The following is an 18794-nucleotide window of genomic DNA, read 5'->3' on the forward strand; positions in this document are numbered from 1 at the left end:
GAAGGTTCCGCAACGGCCGAAAGTCCGGCGGCACTGCGCCTTACGCGTCGGAAAGAACCTGCTCGGCGACGTTGTCGACCACGACAGGACTCTCGAAATAGCTGACCGTCGGATCGGCGCCGTACCTCTCGCGGGCGCGGGCGCGCCATGCATCGGTGTACAGCGCTTCCGCCTCCTGCCTCGAGTTCCAGAAGTAGATCCCGCCGGCGGTCATGCCGTCCTCGGACAGCAGATAGGTCTTGCGAAACAACCCCTGTACGCCGCGATAGATCGGCGCGGTGCTCAGGAAGATGCTGCGCGCTTCCTCGCGCGTGATCGGCTTGGGCAATCTGAAGGTCGTGACGGCGGTGATCATTCGAAGCTCCCTGGGGCATCATCCTTGACATTCTTGTCAATCTTGACGATTATGTCAAGAATGATCAGTGGAGCGAACAGACATGGTCGGCGTACGTCACTTTAACGAGGACGAGGTGGTCGCGACCGCGCTCGACGTGTTCTGGCGCAAGGGCCTGCACGACGCGACCATGCAGGATCTCGCCGCCGCCACCGGGGTGCAGCGCGGCAGCCTCTACAACGCCTATGGCGACAAGGAAGCGATCTTCCTGCGCGCCTTCGATCGCTATGCCGGGCAGTTCCTGGACGCGGCCGGCAACGCGCTGGCGCAGGGCGATGCGGCGACCGGGCTCAAGGCCTTGTTCGACATGATCATCGTCAACATGACCGACGGCTCGCCGCCGCGCGGCTGCCTGACCACGCGCACCGCGCTCGATGCGGCGATCTCAAGCGCAGATGTGCGCCAGCGCGTGCAGGGCGTGCTCACACAGCTCGAACAGTTGATCGGCAAGGCGATCGGCCGGGCGCCGGACAAGCGGAGTGCGGCCGACGCCAATCGGCTGGCGCGGGTGATCGTGACGTTCACGCGCGGATTGGCAGTGATGGAGCGCGCCGGCTACAGCCGCAAGCAATTGCGGGATCTGGCCGCGACGTTCATCGAGGCGGTGACCAGCCCTCGCTGAGCCAGCGTTCAACCCCGCGGCTTGCGCGACCACGCGCCGACGAAGGTCGGCAACGCAAACACGCCATCCATGGCAACCACTTCGCTGCGCAGGCGTTCGGCAAAACTGTCCAGCGCCAGCTCGGCTTCGGTGGCGACGCCGAGCTTGACGATGTGCGGCAGGTTGCTGCGCAGGCCGCTCGCCATGTAGTCGTAGCCGTCGAAATCCGCCCCGCCTCCGGCCGGCGCGAACAGGCTCATGCGCGGCGCGGGAAGTCCTGCCGCCACCAGGGCACGGTGCAACGACAATCCCATCCGGTTGTTCAATCCGGCCCGGGTGAACATCTCCTTCACAGTGGCCCAGGACTGCGACAACAGCGGTGACGGCGGGCTGGCGATCGGCCCCTCGCCCCAATCGAGGTCCTGGAACGCCACGATGCCGCCGGGCTTGACGTGCCCGAGCAGTTGCCGAAGCAGCGCCGCGGGATCCTTCACATAGATCAGCACCAGTCGGCCGACCACCGCATCGAAATCGCGCTCCAATTCGATCGTGCTGATGTCGCCGATCCGAAACGAGACCTGGCTCAGGCCGAACGCGCGCGCCGCGCTCGCGGCCTCCGCGACGATGGCGGGATTGCTGTCGACGCCGACGACCGCCCCACTCTTCCCGACCAGACCTGCGGCGATGAAGGAGACGTTGCCGGCTCCGCTGCCGACATCGAGCACCTTCATGCCGTGCGTGATCCCGGCCTCCCTCAGGAGCTGCCATGTCGACGCATCGTAGAGCTGCGACTGTCGCTTGAGCCGGTCGGTCTCCGCGGTCGAGCGTCCCATCACGTAGTTCGGATCGTAGCCGGACGTCTCTTGCATGGCGTACCCGCCTTCGGTTGTGATTGTCACGTGCAGGATCGCGCCCCCTGCTCACTGCGACGACAGGCTCGACAAGAAGCCTTGCAGATCCGCCGCAAAGCGCTGCTCGAACGCGATGGCGCGATGGGGTGAATGGCCGCAACCCGCATAGCGAACGATGTCGGCACGCGGATTGGCGTGCGCGAGCCGAGCATCATGGTCCGGCAGAAAGGCCGCCCCACATCCGGGATCGGCCTGAACAATCCTCACCGGGCACAGGAATTCCCGCTCGGTCGGAATCGCCGCAAGGACGGAGCCCGCGACGTTGCCGTCGGCCCAGCACCGCCCGTCCTGCCGCTGCAGCGCCGACGCATGGCTCAACAAATGACGGGAGCTGAAATGATCGCGGCCGATCCCGCCCATCGGTGTCGGCGAGTCGGCAAGGAACGCCAGGTATGTGCCGAGCGGTGCGCGTGCCTGCTGCCACGCGGCCTGACGCGCGCTGACGATCGAGAACAGCTTCGGGAAGGCGGACTTCTCCCACTCGCCGGGTTGCCCGAGATACCACGGCGGATCCTCGAGGAAGACGGCGCGGACATTGGCATCGCCGCGCTGCGCCAGCACGCCGGCAACGCAGCCGCCGAGCGAGTGCCCGACGATCACCGCCGGGCGCCCGATCGCGGCCAACGCGGTCCGCGCATCCGACAAATAGTCGGCGAGCGCGTAGCTTGCAGCCCTGTCCGAGTGGCCATGGCCCCGGAAATCCAGCGTCCAGACCCGATATCGATCGCTGAGCCGGCCACCGATCTCCTGCCACGTATCCCGGCTCAACGACAGGCCGTGCAGGAACAGGATCGGCTCACCGTCCACGGGACCGCCAACCGAAGCAGCAAGCCTGAGGCCGGCATTGTCGAGCGTGATGTCGGTCACCAGAAATCTCCATTGCGAAATTCAATCAGCATCAATTCGGCCCGCCCGGGTCCGGCCGATCTCAGCGCGCGATCTGCCGGAACTTGTCGGACAAGCCGTCGAGATAACCGACCCAGGTCGAATTGATCGGCTGGTTCTCGATCAGCGCGTGGAAGCGGATCATCATGCAGATCAGGAACAGCGGCTGGATGAATGCCGCCCGCACCGTCACCGCCAGCAGGGCCGCGATGAACACGGTGACCAGGGCGCCATATTCCCTGATCGCCTCCGGCAGCCAGACCGTCAGCACGCCGGCCGGGACCAGCAGCAGCATGCAAAGCAGGATGCTCAGGATCCGCTCGACGATGACCATCCAGACCGAGGTCGTCAGGATCGGCTTGGCGTTCTGACAATAATAGACCAGGCCATCCTGGATGTTGCGCCTGGGATCGTCGCCGCCGCGCGCCAGATCGTAGGACAGCACCACCTTGTCCAGATAGCGCGTCGCGGCCGACAGGATGGTGTTGAGCAGACCGACGATCGCCTTCATGCCGGGCGCCGGCAGCCATTCGCCGAGCGTATCGAGCGCATTGTGAAACGCGCGGAGCACGGCGCGGATCAGCGCGTTGAGCCCGAACAGAACCGCGACCTCGCCGAAGCGGTCCATCACGATCCGCCGGCCATAGGCGAACTGCCCTTCGCTGCCGTTGCCGACACGGCCATGCGTGATCAGCTCGGTCAGCACGGCGACGTGGCCGCAGGCGATCATGTGCAGCGTGTAGCGCAGGACGGCACCCCAGATCCATCCGCCGAGCAGCAGGATGCCGAGCAGCCAGCAATAGCCGAACACGCTCGCAACGTGGGTGCCGAGCCATACCGCGCCGCCGACCGCGACGATGGCCCAGACCGCGCACGCCGCGGCAAAACCCAGCAACACGCCCCATCGCGCCAGCGCATAAGGCAGAGTCTCGAGCAGCAGCTTCAGCGCGGTGCCAAGACCGTGATCGCGCACCAGCAGCGGATAGGAATGGGAAGGGCCTTGAGGAGATCCCTGGGAAGATGCCTGGTATTGCCCCGCGGCGCGCCATTCGCCAGAACGACCGCCGCCATTGCTGAGACTCATGTCAGACACGTGTTGCTCTCTTCCGTTGCCGTCGAACGACGTCAGGCGTTGGCAGTCGTTGGGGAAATCAATCGGTGGTGGACCCGCCTGGCGTCACAGCGCCAACACCTCCGGGGCTGGCAGAGGGTTGGTCCGTTGGCGCTGTGAGCCGGCACGGCCGCGACATCGATCAGGGAGGTGAGCCGATGTCGCGGCCAGCGATCATTGGCCGGCAGCCGGCAGCTCGGCGTAGTTGCCGTCCTTGTCGCGGCGGTACACGACGTAGTCGATCAGCGTGATGTCACCCTTCGGCGTGTAGCTGATGTTGCCGAGCACGGTGTCCCAGCTTCCGGCCTTGATGGCGGCAGCGACCTTCTTGGCATCCGTGGTCTGGGCGCGGGTGGCGGCCTGGCTCCAGATCTGGAACGCGGCATAGCTGTAGAGCGTGTAGCCGTCGGGATCGATGCCCTTGTCCTTGAACTTCTTCAGGGTCGCAGCCGCGGTCACCTTCTTGCGCGGATCCGGCGAGAAGGTGAACAACGAGCCCTCGGCAAGCGGCCCCGCGATCGCGGCGAACTGCTTGTCGACCAGGGCGTCGCCGCCCATCAGCACCGCATTGACGCCCTGCTCGCGCATCTGGCGCAGGATCAGCGCGGCCTCGGCATAGTAGCCGCCGACATAGACGAAATCGATCGATTCCTTCTTGAAGCGGGACACCAGCGCGGCGAAATCCTTGTCGCCCTTGGTGTAGGCCTCATAGAGCTTTTCCTTCACGCCCGCCGCGTTGATGGCGTTCTTGGTCTCGTCGGCCAGGCCTTTGCCGTAGGTCGTCTTGTCGTGGATGATCGCGACGTTCTTGGTCTTGTAGTTCTTGATGATATAGGCGGCCGCGACCATGCCCTGCTGGTCGTCCCGGCCGCAGACGCGGAACGTGTTCCAGAGCCCGCGCTCGGTGAACAGCGGGTTGGTCGAGCCGGGCGTGATCTCGAGCACGTTGCCCTCGGCATACGCGTCCGAGGCGGGGATCGAGGTCGACGAGCAGAAGTGCCCGACGACGAACGGAATCTTCGCGCCTGCCATCTTCTCGGCAACCGACACCGCCTGCTTCGGATCGCAGGCATCGTCGCCGACTTCCAGCTTCAGCTTCTTGCCGAGCACGCCGCCCGCCGCATTGATGTCGGCAATAGCGAGGTCGGCGCCGTTCTTGAACTGCTGGCCGAAGCTCGCCTCCGAGCCGGTCATCGGTCCGACCACGGCGACACTGATATCCTGTGCCATGGCCGCGCCCGACAAGGCCAGGCTCACGCCGAGCGCAAGACAATATTCTCGAAGTACAAACGTCATCACATTCTCCTCGATGGTCTCAAGTCGCCTCAATGCATCGCAATCGACTCAGGTCGCCGGCTGCGACGATCACCGGGGGCTGCCTTTTATGCGCGCGATGGCAAGCAGGCTCGGACTGGGGCGACGGGGGATTGGACATATGCGACATCGGGCAACAATGTGAAACACGTTGCCGTGCATTGGCGCCTGGAATCATCCTGCGTGCGCGACCGCACAGAGCTGATGGTCGTTCGATCATGGCCGCACCAGCGGCTCGGGCTCTGCCGGCTTGACGCCGGCGCCGACCGGTGCCGCCGCCTCGACCGCGCCCTTCAGCTCGATCTCATAGGAGCCGCCGACCTTGATCGCGCCCCATTGCGTCGAGACCGCGAGGTTGATCCTCTGTCGCGTCGGCAAATCGGCATCGGTGTGGCGGTGAGCAACGGCGCTGGTTCGAGAGCACATAGGCAATCGATCGCTCACTGAACGAGGGGTAAGCGACCTGCATCGCCGCGATCATCCGAGAACAGCAGGGGCGTCGACCGCATATCCGCGCCGAGATACGCCGCGCCGGCCATCTGATAGTTGGCCGGCATCAAAGCGAGATGCTGGACGGCAGCATGGACGTCGCGCACGCAGCGTTCGAGCCCGCAGCTCACGTCCACCGATGCCGAGCCGCCGGCACCGAACATCAGCTCGGTCGCCTGCTTGGCCGTATTCGCTGCATGGGTCGATGCCAGCCACAGCGTGGCGCGCTCGGCAGTGCTGAGCGGCTTGCCGGCACTGACGGCCTGCCACGCCTCGGCCAGCGTGCCGTAGAGGAAAGCCCGTCCCGAGCCCAGCAAGGCCTCGGCCCGTCCGAGGTCGGCCTGGACCAGCGCGTCCTCGCCGAGCAGCTTGCGCGTGCGCGATGCGATCTTTCGCCCGACAAGCTCGACCAGGATGTCGATCGCGTGGCGGGCGATGCCGAGCGGCACGGCCGCGAGCGCCGCCCCGAACAATGCGATGGTCGGAAGCGCGTAGAGCGGCCCCTGCTCGACCGGCGGTTCGCGAAACGAGAGCGACCGTGCGGACGGCACGAAGGCATCCGCGATCGCATAGTCATGACTGCCCGTGCCGCGCAGCCCGATGCTGTTCCAGGTGTCGATGATCTCGAATTGCGCGGTCGGAAACAGCATGAAGCGCATCACCGGGGTGCCGTCGGGATGCAAGCGCGGTTGATCCCCGTCGAAGATCCGGCAGTTGCCGATCATCCAGCCGGAGTGCTGACAGCCGCTTCCAAGCGGCCAGCGGCCTGAAACGCGATAACCGCCATCGACGACGGTCGCCGTGCCAAACGGCCGCAAGGCGCCCGCGGTTCGGACCAGCGGATCGCTGCCATAGATATCGCGCGCGGCGTCCTTTGCGAGATAGCCGCCGAACACCGCCATAGATGCCGCCGATGGCCATGCACCAGCCCGCGGCACCGTCGGCGCGCGCGATCTCCTCGACCACCCGAACGAGGGTCATCGGGTCGGCCTCCTCGCCGCCGATGGCGCGTGGAATCCAGAGCCGGAACAGCCCGGCCTGCGCTATCGCCTCAACAAGCGGAACAGGCAGCCGCCGCGACCGCTCACTCTCCTGCGCCGATGCCAGAACCAGCGGTGCGAGCGCCGCGGCAGCATCGACGAACGGTGACGTGATGGTGTCAGTCATTGCTGGCCTCGCGGATTGCTATCGGTGAACCGCCCCGCGCTTAGGCGCGGCAATGATGCGCGGCTCGGACGGATGCGACGGGGAATGGGACGCATGCGACATCACGCGACCACTGCATTGCCTGCGCGCGCTAATTCGGATTCGGAACGAAGATGACAATCTTCAGGTCTCGCGACGGCCTGAAGTTCGAATGGCGGACCTCGAAGCGGGTCGGCCCGGTCTTCTTGACGCCATCGGCACAGAAGCTGACTAAATTATTCGGCTCACCCTTGTCGATGGTGAGATGGAAGTCGCCGATCGGTGCCGCCCAGTTGGCACCGGTCGAGAGCACATAGGCGATCGACCGCTCGCTGAACGGCGGATAGGGCGCCCGCCTCGTCACACGCGCCCGCTCGATGGTGCGGATCAGGTCATCGTCGATGCAGTATGAAGCAAGCAACGCCGGCGCTTCCGGATTGCCGCGCCAGTTGTCGGCGCCGATGATGGTCTGCACGGAGCCACCGACGCTCGGACGGTAGGTTTGCTCGAAGGTGATCTCCCGGCCCGCGGGGAAAGTCTGAGTCCAGGTATAGGCCGAGCGCAACGTCCAGGTCGGCACCAGATGATCCTGCATCGGGCCGCCCGATCCGTAGGTTTCGATGGCACCGACACCGAGCTTGACCAGTTCCGGCCAATTCGATTTCGGCAGTTTGTCGAGCAGTTGGCCCGCGGGACCCCTGATCGGCATTAACGGAATCCCGAGCTTCCGCAGCAGCGCCGTCTGGTCGACGTCGTTCGCCAGCGCGGTCTGCTCGAGATGCGGCGCGGCCGGCTTGCCGTCGACAGTGACGCGGAAATCAAAGATGTTCTCGGGATCGTCGGTCGGGAGCCCGATATTCTCATCGGCTTCCTTGCTGACAATATCGGGCATCGGGAACGCGATCATGATGGTCTTGTCGGCGGTCGAGGTATTGAAGAAGCGGTAGACGATCCGGATCTGCTTTTCGGAGATGAACAGATCCTCCGAGCGCATCACGATATCGGGGTCCTGCTTGAAGCGCAGGCCGCCGGTTTCCAGCGCGGCGGACGTGTCGTTCGCCCGCACACACCAGGGCATCAGCCCGGCAAGCAGGACCAGAAAAGCCCGTTTGGCGATCGGAGGCATGGTGACAAATCCTCTTCCTGTCGCGAAGACGAAAGCTGCCTTTTATGGACTCAGCGGATATGCCGCACGGACGAATGCGACACTGATTTGGACATATGCGACATCGATTGCTGATGTGAATCGAATTCGTCGCGTGGCTGCCCGGCGACAAAGTTGTATGCCGACGGGCTGCCCGCTAATGATCGCTCGCGTTGGACGCTATTGTATCGTCGACGACCTTCATCACGATGGAGAAGCGGCATGCGCGGAACATATCGGCGGACACCCCGATTGTTGCTGTTGATCGGAGCTGCGCTGATCGCGACGGCTGCTGCGACAGCCGCGCCCGAAAGCGCGATCCGCTGGGATGCGAAGAACGCCTATCTCAAATGCGACGGCGCGATCGACGGCAGCATCGCCTGGCCTGCCGAACCGGAGGCCGCGTGCGCCGCCATGTTGATGTGCGCGAATGAGCGGACGCTGTCCGCGGAGCGTCACGGGCGGCTGATCGAATGGATCCGGCGGGTGCCTGGTTGCGGCGAGCCGTAGGCCACACACCGCGCGACCTCGGCCAAGAGGCGCGACGCCCGGTCAGGGACGCCGCGGCACCGCGCGGATATCCGATGGCGTCGCGCCGTAGTGCCGGCGGAAGGTGCGGTTGAAGTAGGAGAGATCGCCGAACCCGACTTCGAACGCAATCGTGCCGATGGTGCTGCGGCTGTGGCGCGGATCGGTCAGCAAATGATGCGCGCGCGCCAGCCGCTGGCCGAGCACGAATTCCGAGAATGTCGAGCCTGCGTTTTCGAACAGCCGCTGGATATGGCGCGGCGTCAGCTTCAGCCGCGCCGCCACCGCCGGCAGCGTGAGGTCGCCATAGCCGAGATTGGCATTGATGTCGGCCTTGACCGCGGCCAGCCGCGCGGCCGCCAGCCCGCCATCTTCCGCGCCCCCCGCCGCATCGCGATTGGCGCCGATGATCAACGCACCGAGATCGGTCAGATGCTTGACGACCGCATGCCGCAGTTCGGGCGTCGACAACTGGTAGCTGTCGTCGAGCTCCCTGATGTAGAGCGCAAGCAGCCGCATCGCTTCGATGTTCGCCGGCAGCGGGCGGATCAGCATGTCTTCGGGGTCGCGAACCAGCGAGGCAAGCACCTTGCGCGGCAGCCGGAGGCCGACGAAGCGGCTCGGTGCCACCGGGACCACCATGTTGCCGGCTTCCGCGCTCGACTGCAGCACGGCCTGACCCGGGCTGAGCTCGATGTCGCGGCCCCGCTGGGACGCGCGCACGTTGCCGCTTGTGATGATCGTCAGCACGAGGTCGTCATTGCCGTCGAGCAATTCGCGCGGTCGCGCAATCCTGAGATTGCTGCACGCCCAGGATCCGACGCCGAGCCCCGGCAACTCGCGCACATTCGCTTCGGCATGGAACGCGCCGTCATCGAGCGGCTCCGGATCGAGCTTCACGATCATCCGCCCGATCTGCTCACGGAAGATCGGCAAGCGGTCGCGCACGCCGAAATGCGCGGTCGAGAACCGGAACCCCGTCATATCGCCCGACTGCATTGTCATCGGCTCGCCCTCATGGCGGCGGAAGTCGCCGGTCATATAAGGCCGATTTGTGGCAGTACACGCCGATCATGGCGACCATGCAGCGCGGCCGTAGACGTGAACCTTTTCCGGGTTTCGCCGATAGCTCATCGGACAACTGTCAAGCGTGCGCATAAGCGTCTCAAATACGCGGCCTGGTGCAGCGAGCGACATCGCGTCGATCTTGATGTGGGTTTGTCGCGCCCGGATTCGTGATCGGGACTAAAATTGTCCTCGCTCCGATAAGCCCGAAGAGGCTCTCCACACTGCAGCACGAGGATAATTATAATTGACTGACCGGACGGTCAATAGTAATCCGGTCGCAGGTCATGCGACCTTCGCTCATAGAAGGCGCAACGGGAGGCCATCATGGTCAGCGAGCTGGTGTTGACCGATATCCGCGACCAACACGCTCAACTCGAACGCGAGCGCGACCTGCAAGGACGTGCGGGCCGCCCGGTTGACGACACCGAAGGCGTTCCTGCCGTTCTTGAAAGGCGCGCACCTGGTTTCACCGGAAGAGTCTAGATTGAACGTTCCGCCGGCAAGGCAAGACGCAACATTGATCATGAGTCAGAGGGGTCCAGTTCGATGACACAGCCTCAATCCAGCGACGCGGACAGCGTCATGAAGCTCGACAGCTTCGTTCGCGGAAAGTGGTCCGGCGCAGGCGAACCCGCCGCCGAGATTCACAGTGCCGTGACCGGCGACGTGGTGGCGCTCGCGACGCGGAGCGATCTCGACATGCGCGAGATCCTGGCCTATGGCCGCACGGTCGGCGGCAAGAATCTCCGGAAACTGTCGTTCCACCAGCGTGCCGGCCTGCTGAAGGCGCTGGCCGACACGCTGAGCCAGCACAAGGACCGGCTCTACAAACTGTCGCTGCATGCGGGCGCGACCCGCACCGACGCGATGATCGACGTCGATGGCGGCATCGGCACCTTGTTCGCCTATGCCAGCAAGGGACGCCGCGAGCTGCCGAACAGCAAATTCCTGCTCGACGGCAATGTCGAGGGGCTCTCCAAGGGCGGCGCGTTCGCCGGCCAGCATATCGTGACGCCATTGCACGGCGTTGCCGTTCATATCAACGCGTTCAACTTCCCGTGCTGGGGCATGCTGGAGAAGCTGGCGCCCGCGCTGCTCGCCGGCGTTCCCGTCGTCACCAAGCCGGCGACAGTCACTTCCTATGTCGCCTACGAGCTGGTGCGGATGATCACCGAATCCGGCGTGCTGCCGGAAGGCGTGCTGCAATTCATCGTCGGATCGACCGGCGATCTGTTCGACCACCTCACCTGCCAGGACGTGGTGTCGTTCACGGGCTCGGCCGACACGTCACAGAGGCTGCAACGCCATCCGGTGATCGCGCGCGAAGCTGTCCGGTTCATCGCCGAGCGGGATTCGCTCAATGCAGCGATCCTCGCGCCGGACGCAGTGCCGGGAAGTCCGGAGTTCGACCTCTTCATCAAGCAAGTGGCGAAGGAGATGACGGTCAAGGCCGGGCAGAAATGCACCGCGATCCGCCGCGCGCTGGCGCCGGCAGCGCAGCTCGATGCCGTCATCACCGCGTTGCGCGAGCGCCTCGCAAAGGTCACGATCGGCAATCCCGCAAACGACAAGGTCAGGATGGGGCCGCTGGTCGGTCTCGCCCAGCGCAGCGATGTGCTTGCCCATGTGGCCCGGCTGCGCGCCGAGGCTGAACTGGTGGCCGGCGATCCCGATAATTTCCCGCTGGTCGACGCCGACGCGACGCGCGGCGCCTTCGTTCCGCCGCTGCTGCTGCACTGCGCGAAGCCGCTCGCTGCGACCGCGGTGCACGAGATCGAGGCGTTCGGGCCGGTTAGCACCGTGATGGGCTATGACGATCTCGACCAGGCCGTCGCGCTGACCAATCGCGGCGGCGGCAGCCTGGTCGCGTCGGTCTACACGCACGACATCCCGACCGCGACCGAGCTTGCGTTCGGCATCGGCAGTTTCCACGGCCGCGTCGCGATCATCGACCGCGATTGCGCGAGCGAGCACACCGGACACGGCTCACCGATGCCGCAGATGGTTCACGGCGGCCCGGGCCGCGCCGGCGGCGGCGAGGAGCTCGGCGGCATCCGCAGCCTGCAGCACTACATGCAGCGCACCGCATTACAGGGCTCGCCTCGCATGCTGAGCGGCGCCACCGGCCGCTGGTTCAAGGGCAGTCCGGTGCTCGAAGGCGACCTGCACCCGTTCCGCTATCACTACGATGATCTCGAGATCGGCCGCACGCTGGTCTCGAAAGCGCGGCAGATCACGCTCGACGACATCGAACACTTCGCGCATTTCACCGGCGACACCTTCTACGCCCATATGGACGAGGAGGCGACCAAGGGGCACCCGTTCTTCCCTGGCCGGGTCGCGCATGGCTATCTGCTGCTGTCGTTTGCCGCCGGCCTGTTCGTCGATCCCGACTACGGCCCGGTGCTGGCGAATTACGGTCTCGATACGCTGCGCTTCGTGAAACCGGTCCAGCCGGGAGAATCAATCCAGGTCCGGCTGACCGCAAAGGAGAAGACGCCGCGCAACAAGCAGTATGGCGAGGTGCGCTGGGACGTCGAGATCACCACCGGCACCGGCGAGACCGCGGCGACCTACGAACTGCTGACGATGAACGCGATGCGCGCTTAAATCTTCAGCGAAACTCGACCTGCCGGCTGCGGCCGGCCGGTTTCGCTTTGCCGCGCGGCCGGGTCGCGGCCGCCTCCTCCGTACCAGCCAGCACCAGCTGCGCGACGAAGTCGGCATATTCCGCGCGGGTCATCGGCCCGCCCTCGCGAAACCACATGTAATGCCAGTTCAGCATGCCGAAGACGCTCATCGTCAGCGGCTTGAGGACGCGCTTCTGCTTCGCCGCCGGCACTGCCGCGGCGAGCGCATCCGACATGATCCCGACCAGGATCCGCTCGCTCGCAAGCAGCGGCTGCTGCTTCTCCGTCGGCAGCAGCCGGAGGCTTGCGATCTGTACCTGATGCTCGGCGTCGGCATGCCGGTAGAGCTCGAGCAGGGTCGCAACGATCGCCCTGAAACGCTCGATCGGATCGCCGGCCGACGCACTCGCCTTGCGAACCGCCGCCACCAGCTTTTCGAGATGCGAGGACAGAAGATCGAACAGGATCGCTTCCTTATCGGGATAATAGTGATACAGCAGCGCCTTCGAGACCCCGCAGGCATCGGCGATGGTGTTCATCGAGGTGCCGACATATCCCGAGGCGGCGAACAGCTCGGCTGCGCGATGCAGCATCGAGAGGCGCTTGTCGTCATAGTCCTTGGCGCGCGATCGGGCCATGTCGTTCCGTTCCACCAGCCGGCCGTGAAAGTTGGGAGCCACGGTCCAGCTTGCACCGGGCCGCATTCGAACCATCATTTATTGACCATCCGGTCGGACAATTCCATGGCTGAGTTGGAATAGCGTCTCTGTCTCGCGGTCCCAAATTCCTGTTTGACGCGCTTTCGTTACGCGAACCGGTACTCACTTCGCTTGAAAACGCTCCAGACGAGCGAAGGCCCCCAATGCAAAACGCATTGAGGGCCTGGCCGCGTCCCCCCGCCTCACACGGCTCTAACTGCTGAAGCCCGCCGGAATGAACGCCGGCAGCTTCTCCTCGATGAAGTGCTTGACCTCCGGCGAGTTGAAGACCTGGATGAAGGCCTTCAGGCGCGGATCGTCCTTCTTGTCCGGTCGCGCGGTGAAGCGCAGCACGAGGCCCTCGTCCACCGTACGGTCGATCACCAGCGCCGACTTCGGATCGCCGCCGGCCGGGATCAGATAGGTGATGTTGACCAGCGCCAGCGTGACGTCGTCGAGCGACCGGTAGGTCTGCGCCGGATCGAGCTCGACGATCTTCAGGTTCTTCGGGTTGTCGATGATGTCGAACCGGCTGACAGAAAAGCCCTTGCCCGGCGCCAGCTTGATCAGCCCGGCACGTTCGAGCAGGATCAGGCCGCGCGCGCCGTTGAGCGGCTCGTTCGGGATCGCGACGCTGTCGCCGGACTTGATCTCGTCGAGCGATTTGATCTTCTTCGAGAACAGTCCGACCGGCGCGATCACGCCGACCTTGTCGACCTGGATCAAATTGAAGCCGCGCTGCTTGTTCTGGATCGCGAGATACGTCGCGTGCTGGAACAGGTTGGCGTCGACATCGCCGCTGTTCACCACCTCGTTCAGCGCGACCCAGTCCGACAGCTCGACGATCTTGACGTCCTGGCCCTTGTCCTTGGCGAGCTTGGCGGCAAACGCCGCCAGCTGACCGACCGGCCCCGCGCTGGTCGCGATCTTGAGCGGTTCGTCGGCAACAGCTGCCGCAGTCATGGCAAGCAGCACGCCGGCCGCCTGCGCCAGGCGCAACAATGTCTTCATGGTCTCGGTTTCAACTCCGTTGTCAGGGATCGATCAGGCCGCCTTGCGGCTGCTGCCGCCGGCCTCGGCCTGGGCCAATGCCTGGGTGAGGTCGGCGAGGATGTCGTCGGGGTGCTCGATGCCGACCGACAGCCGGATGTAGCCGGGCGTCACGCCGGCCGCGAGCTGCTCCTCCGCGCTGAGCTGCTGATGGGTGGTCGACGCCGGGTGGATCGCCAGCGACCGCGCATCGCCGATATTGGCGACGTGATAGAACAGTTTCAGCGCATCGATGAAGCGACGGCCGGCCTCGACGCCGCCCTTCAGCTCGAACCCGACCAGCGCACCATAGCCGCCGTTGAGATAGAGATCGGCGCGGCGCCGGTTCTCCCCGCTTTGCAGGCCGGGGAAGATCACATGCGAGACGGAGGGATGCCGTGCCAGGAAGTTCGCGACCTTGATCGCGTTCTCATTGTGCTGGCGCAGTCGCAGCGGCAGCGTCTCCAGCCCCTGGATGAACTGGAATGCATTCTGGGGCGCGATCGCGGCACCGAGATCGCGCAGCAGTTTGACGCGCGCGCGGAGAATATAGGCGATCGGACCGAGCGGCTTGGCGGCTTCGGTCCAGATCGCGCCGTGATAGGCATCGTCCGGCTGCGTCAGCAGCGGGAAGCGCTCCGCATGCGCCGCCCAATCGAAATTGCCGCCGTCGATGATCGCGCCGCCGATCGAGGTGCCATGGCCGCCGATATATTTCGTGGTGGAATAGACCACGATCGCCGCTCCATGATCGAACGGGCGCGCGATCAGCGGCACGGCCGTATTGTCGAGAATGAGCGGCACGCCGAGCGAACGCCCGATATCCGCAACCTCCCGGATCGGAAATACGTTGAGCTTGGGGTTCGGCAGGGTCTCGGCAAAGTAGGCCCGGGTCTTCGCATCGGTGGCGCGGCGGAAATTCTCCGGATCGGCCGGATCGACGAAGCGAACCTCGATGCCGAACTGCTTCAGCGTCTGCGACAGCAGCGTCCAGGTGCCGCCATAGAGATCGGTCGACGAGACGATGTTGTCGCCGGCCTGGGCGATGTTGAAGATCGCGTAAGCCGTCGCTGACTGGCCTGACGCCACGGCGAGCGCGGCCACGCCGCCCTCCAGCGCCGCCAGCCGTTCCTCGAACGCGTCGGCCGTCGGGTTCTTGATCCGGGTGTAAATCTGCCCGAGCGCCTCCAGCGCGAACAGCCGCGATGCGTGATCGGTGCTCTCGAATTGATAGGATGTCGTCTGATAGATCGGAACCGCCACCGCGCCCGTCGCCGGGTCCGACCGGTACGAACCGCCGTGCAGGGCGAGCGTCTCGACATTCTTGGTTTCGATCGGCATTTCCAAATCTCCCGAAATCCATGGACCCAGCATCAAAGGCAGCGGATGATGCGCAGCGACGCCGCGGCTGTCGAGACGTCGGCGAAAATAGCGATGCGCGTGCTGGCCGCACGTCGGATGGCGTCGCGAATTTTTCAGCTCGAGCCCCCGCCGCGTTGCATTTGTTTCGCTGCGCCCACGCGTTCAGCAGATCACCGGCACATTGATCTTCCCGTCGATCGCGTTGGCAAATCAGCGCGCCATGCCGGACGTGCCGGTCACCCTGAACGATGCAACGACGTCGAGCGGACCAATCCCTGCTGCGCCGGACCAGGGACGGAGCACGATTTTGATCCTGCTTCGCCGAATAGAAAATAAAGCCACGCTGGTGACGTGATAAATCACCTCTCTGTCCTCAATTGCCGGAAACTGCGCGATGACCAGACCGAAAGAGCTTCGCTTCAACGCGTTCAACATGATGGCGCCGAGCCACAACTGGGCGGGCCTGTGGTCGCATCCGCGCGACACCTCGCTCGACTACAACACACTGGACTATTGGGTGGACTACGCCCGGACGGCTGAACGCGGCCTGCTCGACGGCATCTTCCTGGCCGACGTGTTCGGCATCTACGACGTCTACGGCAACAGCCCCGAAACCGCTCTGCGCCACGCCGTTCAACTACCGAACGCCGAGCCGACCTTGCTTGTCTCCGCCATGGCACACGCGACAAAGCATCTCGGCTTCGGCATCACGTCCAATCTCACCTACGAGCATCCCTACCAGCTCGCCCGCCGCTTCTCGACGCTCGATCACCTCTCGCGCGGCCGGATCGGCTGGAACATCGTCACCGGCTATCTCGACAGCGGTGCCCGCGGCATGGGCCTTGCGGCCAATCGCGTGCATGACGAGCGTTACGAGGCGGCCGAAGAATTTCTCACGGCGAGCTACAAGCTGTGGGAAGGCAGCTGGGAGGACGGCGCCGTCCGCCGCGACCGCGCGGCGCGGATCTTCACCGATCCGGCAAAGATCCATCCGGTGCGGCACCAGGGGCGTCACTATCAGATCGACGGCATCCACCTCGCCGAACCGTCGCCACAGCGCACGCCGCTGCTGTATCAGGCCGGAACCTCAAAGCGCGGGCGCGCCTTCGCGGCCCGGCATGCGGAGGCGATCTTCCTCAACGGCCAGACCAAGCCGATCCTGGCCCGCGCCGCGCGCGAGATCAGGGAGGCCGCCGGGGAGTTCGGACGCGATCCCTATGACATCCGCCTGTTCGCTGGCGCGACCGTGATCGTCGCACCGACGCGCGCCGAGGCCAACGATCTGCTCGCGGACTACGCCGAGCATGTCGATCAGGCCGGCCAGCTCGCCTTGCTCTCGGGATGGACCGGCATCGATTTCTCGAAATATCGCCCGGACCAGGCCGTGCAATATGTCGAGAGCAACGCGATCCATTCGATGGTCGAGAATTTCACGGTGCGCAGCGACCAGCCGGTCAAGGTCGGCGATCTCGCAACGCTGAGCCGGGTCGGCGCGCGCTCACCGTTCGTGGTCGGCTCGCCGCAGGACGTGGCGGACGAGTTGATCGCCTGGGTCGATGAAACCGATGTCGACGGCTTCAACCTGTTCCGCCTGGTCGCGCCGGAATCGCTGACATCATTCGTCGATCTGGTGGTGCCGGAACTGCAATCGCGCGGGGTCTACAAGACGGCCTATCGCGAAGGCACGCTGCGCGAGAAGCTGTTTCCCGGACGCGGGCCCTACCTTGACGCCACGCATCCCGGCGCCGGCTTCCGTCGCTCGCCCTCGGCCACGCGCGCTGACGCCGCCGAATAGAGTGACTTGCGAACCTCTCGGTGACCGGCAATCAAACGCCCGTCACCAGGTTGCGATATAGGTGCCCTTGAAGCGCGTCTCGAGGAATGCCTTCACCTCGTCGGAATGATAGGCGTCGGTCAGCTGCTTGACCCAGGGCTTGTCCTTGTCCTCTTCACGCACGGCGAGGATGTTGACCCAGGGGCCATCCGCCGCCTCACGCGCAATCGCGTCGGTGGCGGGATTGAGCCCGGCCTGAACCGCATAGTTGTTGTTGATCGAGACCAGGTCGACGTCCTGCAACGCGCGCGGCAGCTGCGCGGCATCCAATTCGACGAAGCGCAGTTGCTTCGGATTGTCGGTGATATCGGCAATGGTCGAGGCGACGTTGTTCGGCTCCTTCAGCTTGATCACGCCGTGCAGCGCCAGGATCATCAAGCCGCGCGCGCCGTTGGACGGATCGTTGGCGATCGCCACCCGGGCGCCATCCGGCAGATCGGAAAGCTTCTTGTACTTCAGGGAGTAGACGCCCTGCGGGGAGGCGATGGTGTTGGCGACCTTGACGATCTTCCAGCCGGTCTTGGAGAGCTGGTTCTTCAGATAGGGCTCATGCTGGAATGAATTGGCCTCGAGGTCCCCGAGCGCGAGCGCCTGGTTCGGGATCACATAGTCGGTGAATTCGACCGCCTTGATGTCGAGCCCGCGGCTGGCGGCCACCTTCTTCACGACATCCAGGATTTCCGCGTGGGGCCCGGCCGTGACGCCGACCCGGATGGTGTCGGCCCTGGCCGCGCCGGTCAACAGCGCTGCAACGGCGAGCGCGGTCATCAGGATACGCATCAGTCTGTCCTCGATAGCTGAATCGGCGATTACCAGCTCGGCAACACCGCGCCCTTGAACTTGGTCAGGACGAACTCCTTGATCTCCGGCGTGTGATAGCTATCGACCAGGATCTTGACCCACGGCTTGTCCTTGTCGGCGGAGCGGACCGCGATCAGATTGACATAGGGTCCCTTCGGGTCCTCGCGCAGGATCGGATCCTTGACCGGATCGAGGCCGGCCTGTGTCGCATAGTTGGTGTTGATGACGGCCGCATCGACGTCGTCGAGCGCGCGCGGCGCCTGGGCGGCGTCGACCTCGATGAATTTCAGCTTCTTGGGATTGTCGATGATGTCGATGACGGTCGGCTTGAACCCGACATCGCTCTTCAGCTTGATCGCACCCTTGTCGCGCAGCAGCAGCAGCGCGCGGCCGCCATTGGTGGGATCGTTCGGAATCGAGACCTTGGCTCCCTCAGGCAGGTCGGCCCAGCTCTTGTGCTTGCGTGAATAGATGCCGATCGGAAAATTGACCGTCAGCCCGACCTGCTCGATCTTGTAGCCGCGATCGGCTTTCTGGTTGTCGAGATAAGGCTGGTTCTGAAACGAATTGGCCTGGATGTCGCCGGCGTCGAGCGCGGCGTTGGGCACGACATAGTCGGAGAACTCGATGAGCTGGAGATCGAGCCCGCTCTTGGCCGCAATCGGCTTCACGGCCTCGAGGATCTGCGCATGCGGCCCCGGCGTCACGCCGATCTTGATCGTTTCAGCCGCAGCCGCGGTCGACCAGACCGCAATCGCGCTCGTGAGCGCGACAAAGGATCGAAACAACATCTTGGTCTCCATGGAACAG

Annotated in this window: 20 protein-coding genes and 1 pseudogene; 5 read left to right on the plus strand and 16 right to left on the minus strand. The window is 64.6% G+C overall.

Annotated elements, in window-relative coordinates:
• Nucleotides 1–40 precede the first annotated feature (40 nt).
• Entirely contained in the window at nucleotides 41–355 is a 315-nt protein-coding gene (locus ACVINW_RS02380) for a monooxygenase (protein ID WP_456749817.1), read from the minus strand.
• A gap of 82 nt (nucleotides 356–437) precedes the next feature.
• Between ACVINW_RS02380 and ACVINW_RS02385 the strand changes: the two genes are divergently transcribed.
• Nucleotides 438–1016 carry a TetR/AcrR family transcriptional regulator gene (locus ACVINW_RS02385; protein ID WP_456749818.1) on the plus strand — a complete coding sequence of 193 codons (579 nt, stop codon included), beginning with the start codon at nucleotides 438–440 and terminating at the stop codon, nucleotides 1014–1016.
• Nucleotides 1017–1024: 8 nt separating this feature from the next.
• On the opposite strand, the gene ACVINW_RS02390 is transcribed toward ACVINW_RS02385, so the two are convergent.
• The 8 genes and pseudogenes from ACVINW_RS02390 to ACVINW_RS02425 form a co-directional block, all read right to left on the minus strand.
• Nucleotides 1025–1864 (minus strand): class I SAM-dependent methyltransferase, encoded by an 840-nt coding sequence (locus ACVINW_RS02390; RefSeq protein ID WP_456749819.1) that lies wholly within the window; start codon nucleotides 1862–1864, stop codon nucleotides 1025–1027.
• A gap of 51 nt (nucleotides 1865–1915) precedes the next feature.
• A complete protein-coding gene (locus ACVINW_RS02395) occupies nucleotides 1916–2773 on the minus strand; it encodes an alpha/beta fold hydrolase (protein ID WP_456749820.1) in 858 nt (285 codons plus the stop codon).
• A gap of 61 nt (nucleotides 2774–2834) precedes the next feature.
• Nucleotides 2835–3884 (minus strand): hypothetical protein, encoded by a 1050-nt coding sequence (locus ACVINW_RS02400; RefSeq protein ID WP_456749821.1) that lies wholly within the window; start codon nucleotides 3882–3884, stop codon nucleotides 2835–2837.
• A 192-nt stretch (nucleotides 3885–4076) separates the two neighbouring features.
• Nucleotides 4077–5198 carry a branched-chain amino acid ABC transporter substrate-binding protein gene (locus ACVINW_RS02405; RefSeq protein ID WP_456749822.1) on the minus strand — a complete coding sequence of 374 codons (1122 nt, stop codon included), beginning with the start codon at nucleotides 5196–5198 and terminating at the stop codon, nucleotides 4077–4079.
• 234 nt (nucleotides 5199–5432) lie between these two features.
• Nucleotides 5433–5594 (minus strand): hypothetical protein, encoded by a 162-nt coding sequence (locus ACVINW_RS02410; RefSeq protein WP_456749823.1) that lies wholly within the window; start codon nucleotides 5592–5594, stop codon nucleotides 5433–5435.
• 62 nt (nucleotides 5595–5656) lie between these two features.
• Complete coding sequence (locus ACVINW_RS02415; RefSeq protein WP_456749824.1) at nucleotides 5657–6607, minus strand: acyl-CoA dehydrogenase family protein; 951 nt, start codon at nucleotides 6605–6607, stop codon at nucleotides 5657–5659.
• Between the two features lie 10 nt (nucleotides 6608–6617).
• Nucleotides 6618–6872: pseudogene (locus ACVINW_RS02420) on the minus strand (acyl-CoA dehydrogenase family protein); the annotation flags it as partial.
• 130 nt (nucleotides 6873–7002) lie between these two features.
• Nucleotides 7003–8016: a DUF4424 domain-containing protein gene (locus ACVINW_RS02425; RefSeq protein ID WP_456749825.1), complete on the minus strand. Its 1014-nt coding sequence runs from the start codon at nucleotides 8014–8016 to the stop codon at nucleotides 7003–7005.
• A 240-nt stretch (nucleotides 8017–8256) separates the two neighbouring features.
• Between ACVINW_RS02425 and ACVINW_RS02430 the strand changes: the two genes are divergently transcribed.
• A complete protein-coding gene (locus ACVINW_RS02430; protein ID WP_456749826.1) occupies nucleotides 8257–8544 on the plus strand; it encodes a hypothetical protein in 288 nt (95 codons plus the stop codon).
• A 42-nt stretch (nucleotides 8545–8586) separates the two neighbouring features.
• On the opposite strand, the gene ACVINW_RS02435 is transcribed toward ACVINW_RS02430, so the two are convergent.
• The gene (locus ACVINW_RS02435; RefSeq protein ID WP_456749827.1) at nucleotides 8587–9567 is read right to left on the minus strand and encodes an AraC family transcriptional regulator; all 981 of its coding nucleotides are present in this window, start codon (nucleotides 9565–9567) and stop codon (nucleotides 8587–8589) included.
• 387 nt (nucleotides 9568–9954) lie between these two features.
• On the opposite strand from ACVINW_RS02435, the gene ACVINW_RS02440 reads away from it, so the two are divergent.
• Nucleotides 9955–10113, plus strand: coding sequence for a hypothetical protein (locus tag ACVINW_RS02440; RefSeq protein WP_456749828.1), 159 nt, complete (start codon nucleotides 9955–9957; stop codon nucleotides 10111–10113).
• Nucleotides 10114–10212: 99 nt separating this feature from the next.
• Nucleotides 10213–12240, plus strand: a complete 2028-nt coding sequence (gene paaZ / locus ACVINW_RS02445; RefSeq protein ID WP_456756278.1) for a phenylacetic acid degradation bifunctional protein PaaZ — start codon at nucleotides 10213–10215, stop codon at nucleotides 12238–12240.
• Nucleotides 12241–12244: 4 nt separating this feature from the next.
• Here the strand turns inward: paaZ and ACVINW_RS02450 are convergent, their stop codons facing one another.
• The 4 genes from ACVINW_RS02450 to ACVINW_RS02465 form a co-directional block, all read right to left on the minus strand.
• A complete protein-coding gene (locus ACVINW_RS02450) occupies nucleotides 12245–12898 on the minus strand; it encodes a TetR family transcriptional regulator (protein ID WP_456756279.1) in 654 nt (217 codons plus the stop codon).
• 273 nt (nucleotides 12899–13171) lie between these two features.
• Complete coding sequence (locus ACVINW_RS02455) at nucleotides 13172–13969, minus strand: MetQ/NlpA family ABC transporter substrate-binding protein (RefSeq protein ID WP_456749829.1); 798 nt, start codon at nucleotides 13967–13969, stop codon at nucleotides 13172–13174.
• A 33-nt stretch (nucleotides 13970–14002) separates the two neighbouring features.
• The gene (locus ACVINW_RS02460) at nucleotides 14003–15328 is read right to left on the minus strand and encodes an O-acetylhomoserine aminocarboxypropyltransferase/cysteine synthase family protein (protein ID WP_456749830.1); all 1326 of its coding nucleotides are present in this window, start codon (nucleotides 15326–15328) and stop codon (nucleotides 14003–14005) included.
• Between the two features lie 231 nt (nucleotides 15329–15559).
• A complete protein-coding gene (locus ACVINW_RS02465; RefSeq protein ID WP_456749831.1) occupies nucleotides 15560–15712 on the minus strand; it encodes a hypothetical protein in 153 nt (50 codons plus the stop codon).
• 31 nt (nucleotides 15713–15743) lie between these two features.
• Here ACVINW_RS02465 and ACVINW_RS02470 point away from each other — a divergent pair, with 31 nt between their 5' ends.
• Entirely contained in the window at nucleotides 15744–17144 is a 1401-nt protein-coding gene (locus tag ACVINW_RS02470; protein ID WP_456749832.1) for an LLM class flavin-dependent oxidoreductase, read from the plus strand.
• A gap of 42 nt (nucleotides 17145–17186) precedes the next feature.
• Here the strand turns inward: ACVINW_RS02470 and ACVINW_RS02475 are convergent, their stop codons facing one another.
• Both ACVINW_RS02475 and ACVINW_RS02480 read right to left on the minus strand, forming a co-directional pair.
• Nucleotides 17187–17963: a MetQ/NlpA family ABC transporter substrate-binding protein gene (locus tag ACVINW_RS02475; RefSeq protein ID WP_456749833.1), complete on the minus strand. Its 777-nt coding sequence runs from the start codon at nucleotides 17961–17963 to the stop codon at nucleotides 17187–17189.
• A 29-nt stretch (nucleotides 17964–17992) separates the two neighbouring features.
• Nucleotides 17993–18787 carry a MetQ/NlpA family ABC transporter substrate-binding protein gene (locus tag ACVINW_RS02480; RefSeq protein ID WP_456749834.1) on the minus strand — a complete coding sequence of 265 codons (795 nt, stop codon included), beginning with the start codon at nucleotides 18785–18787 and terminating at the stop codon, nucleotides 17993–17995.
• Nucleotides 18788–18794: the final 7 nt, after the last annotated feature.

The organism is Bradyrhizobium sp. USDA 4461, assembly GCF_054055655.1.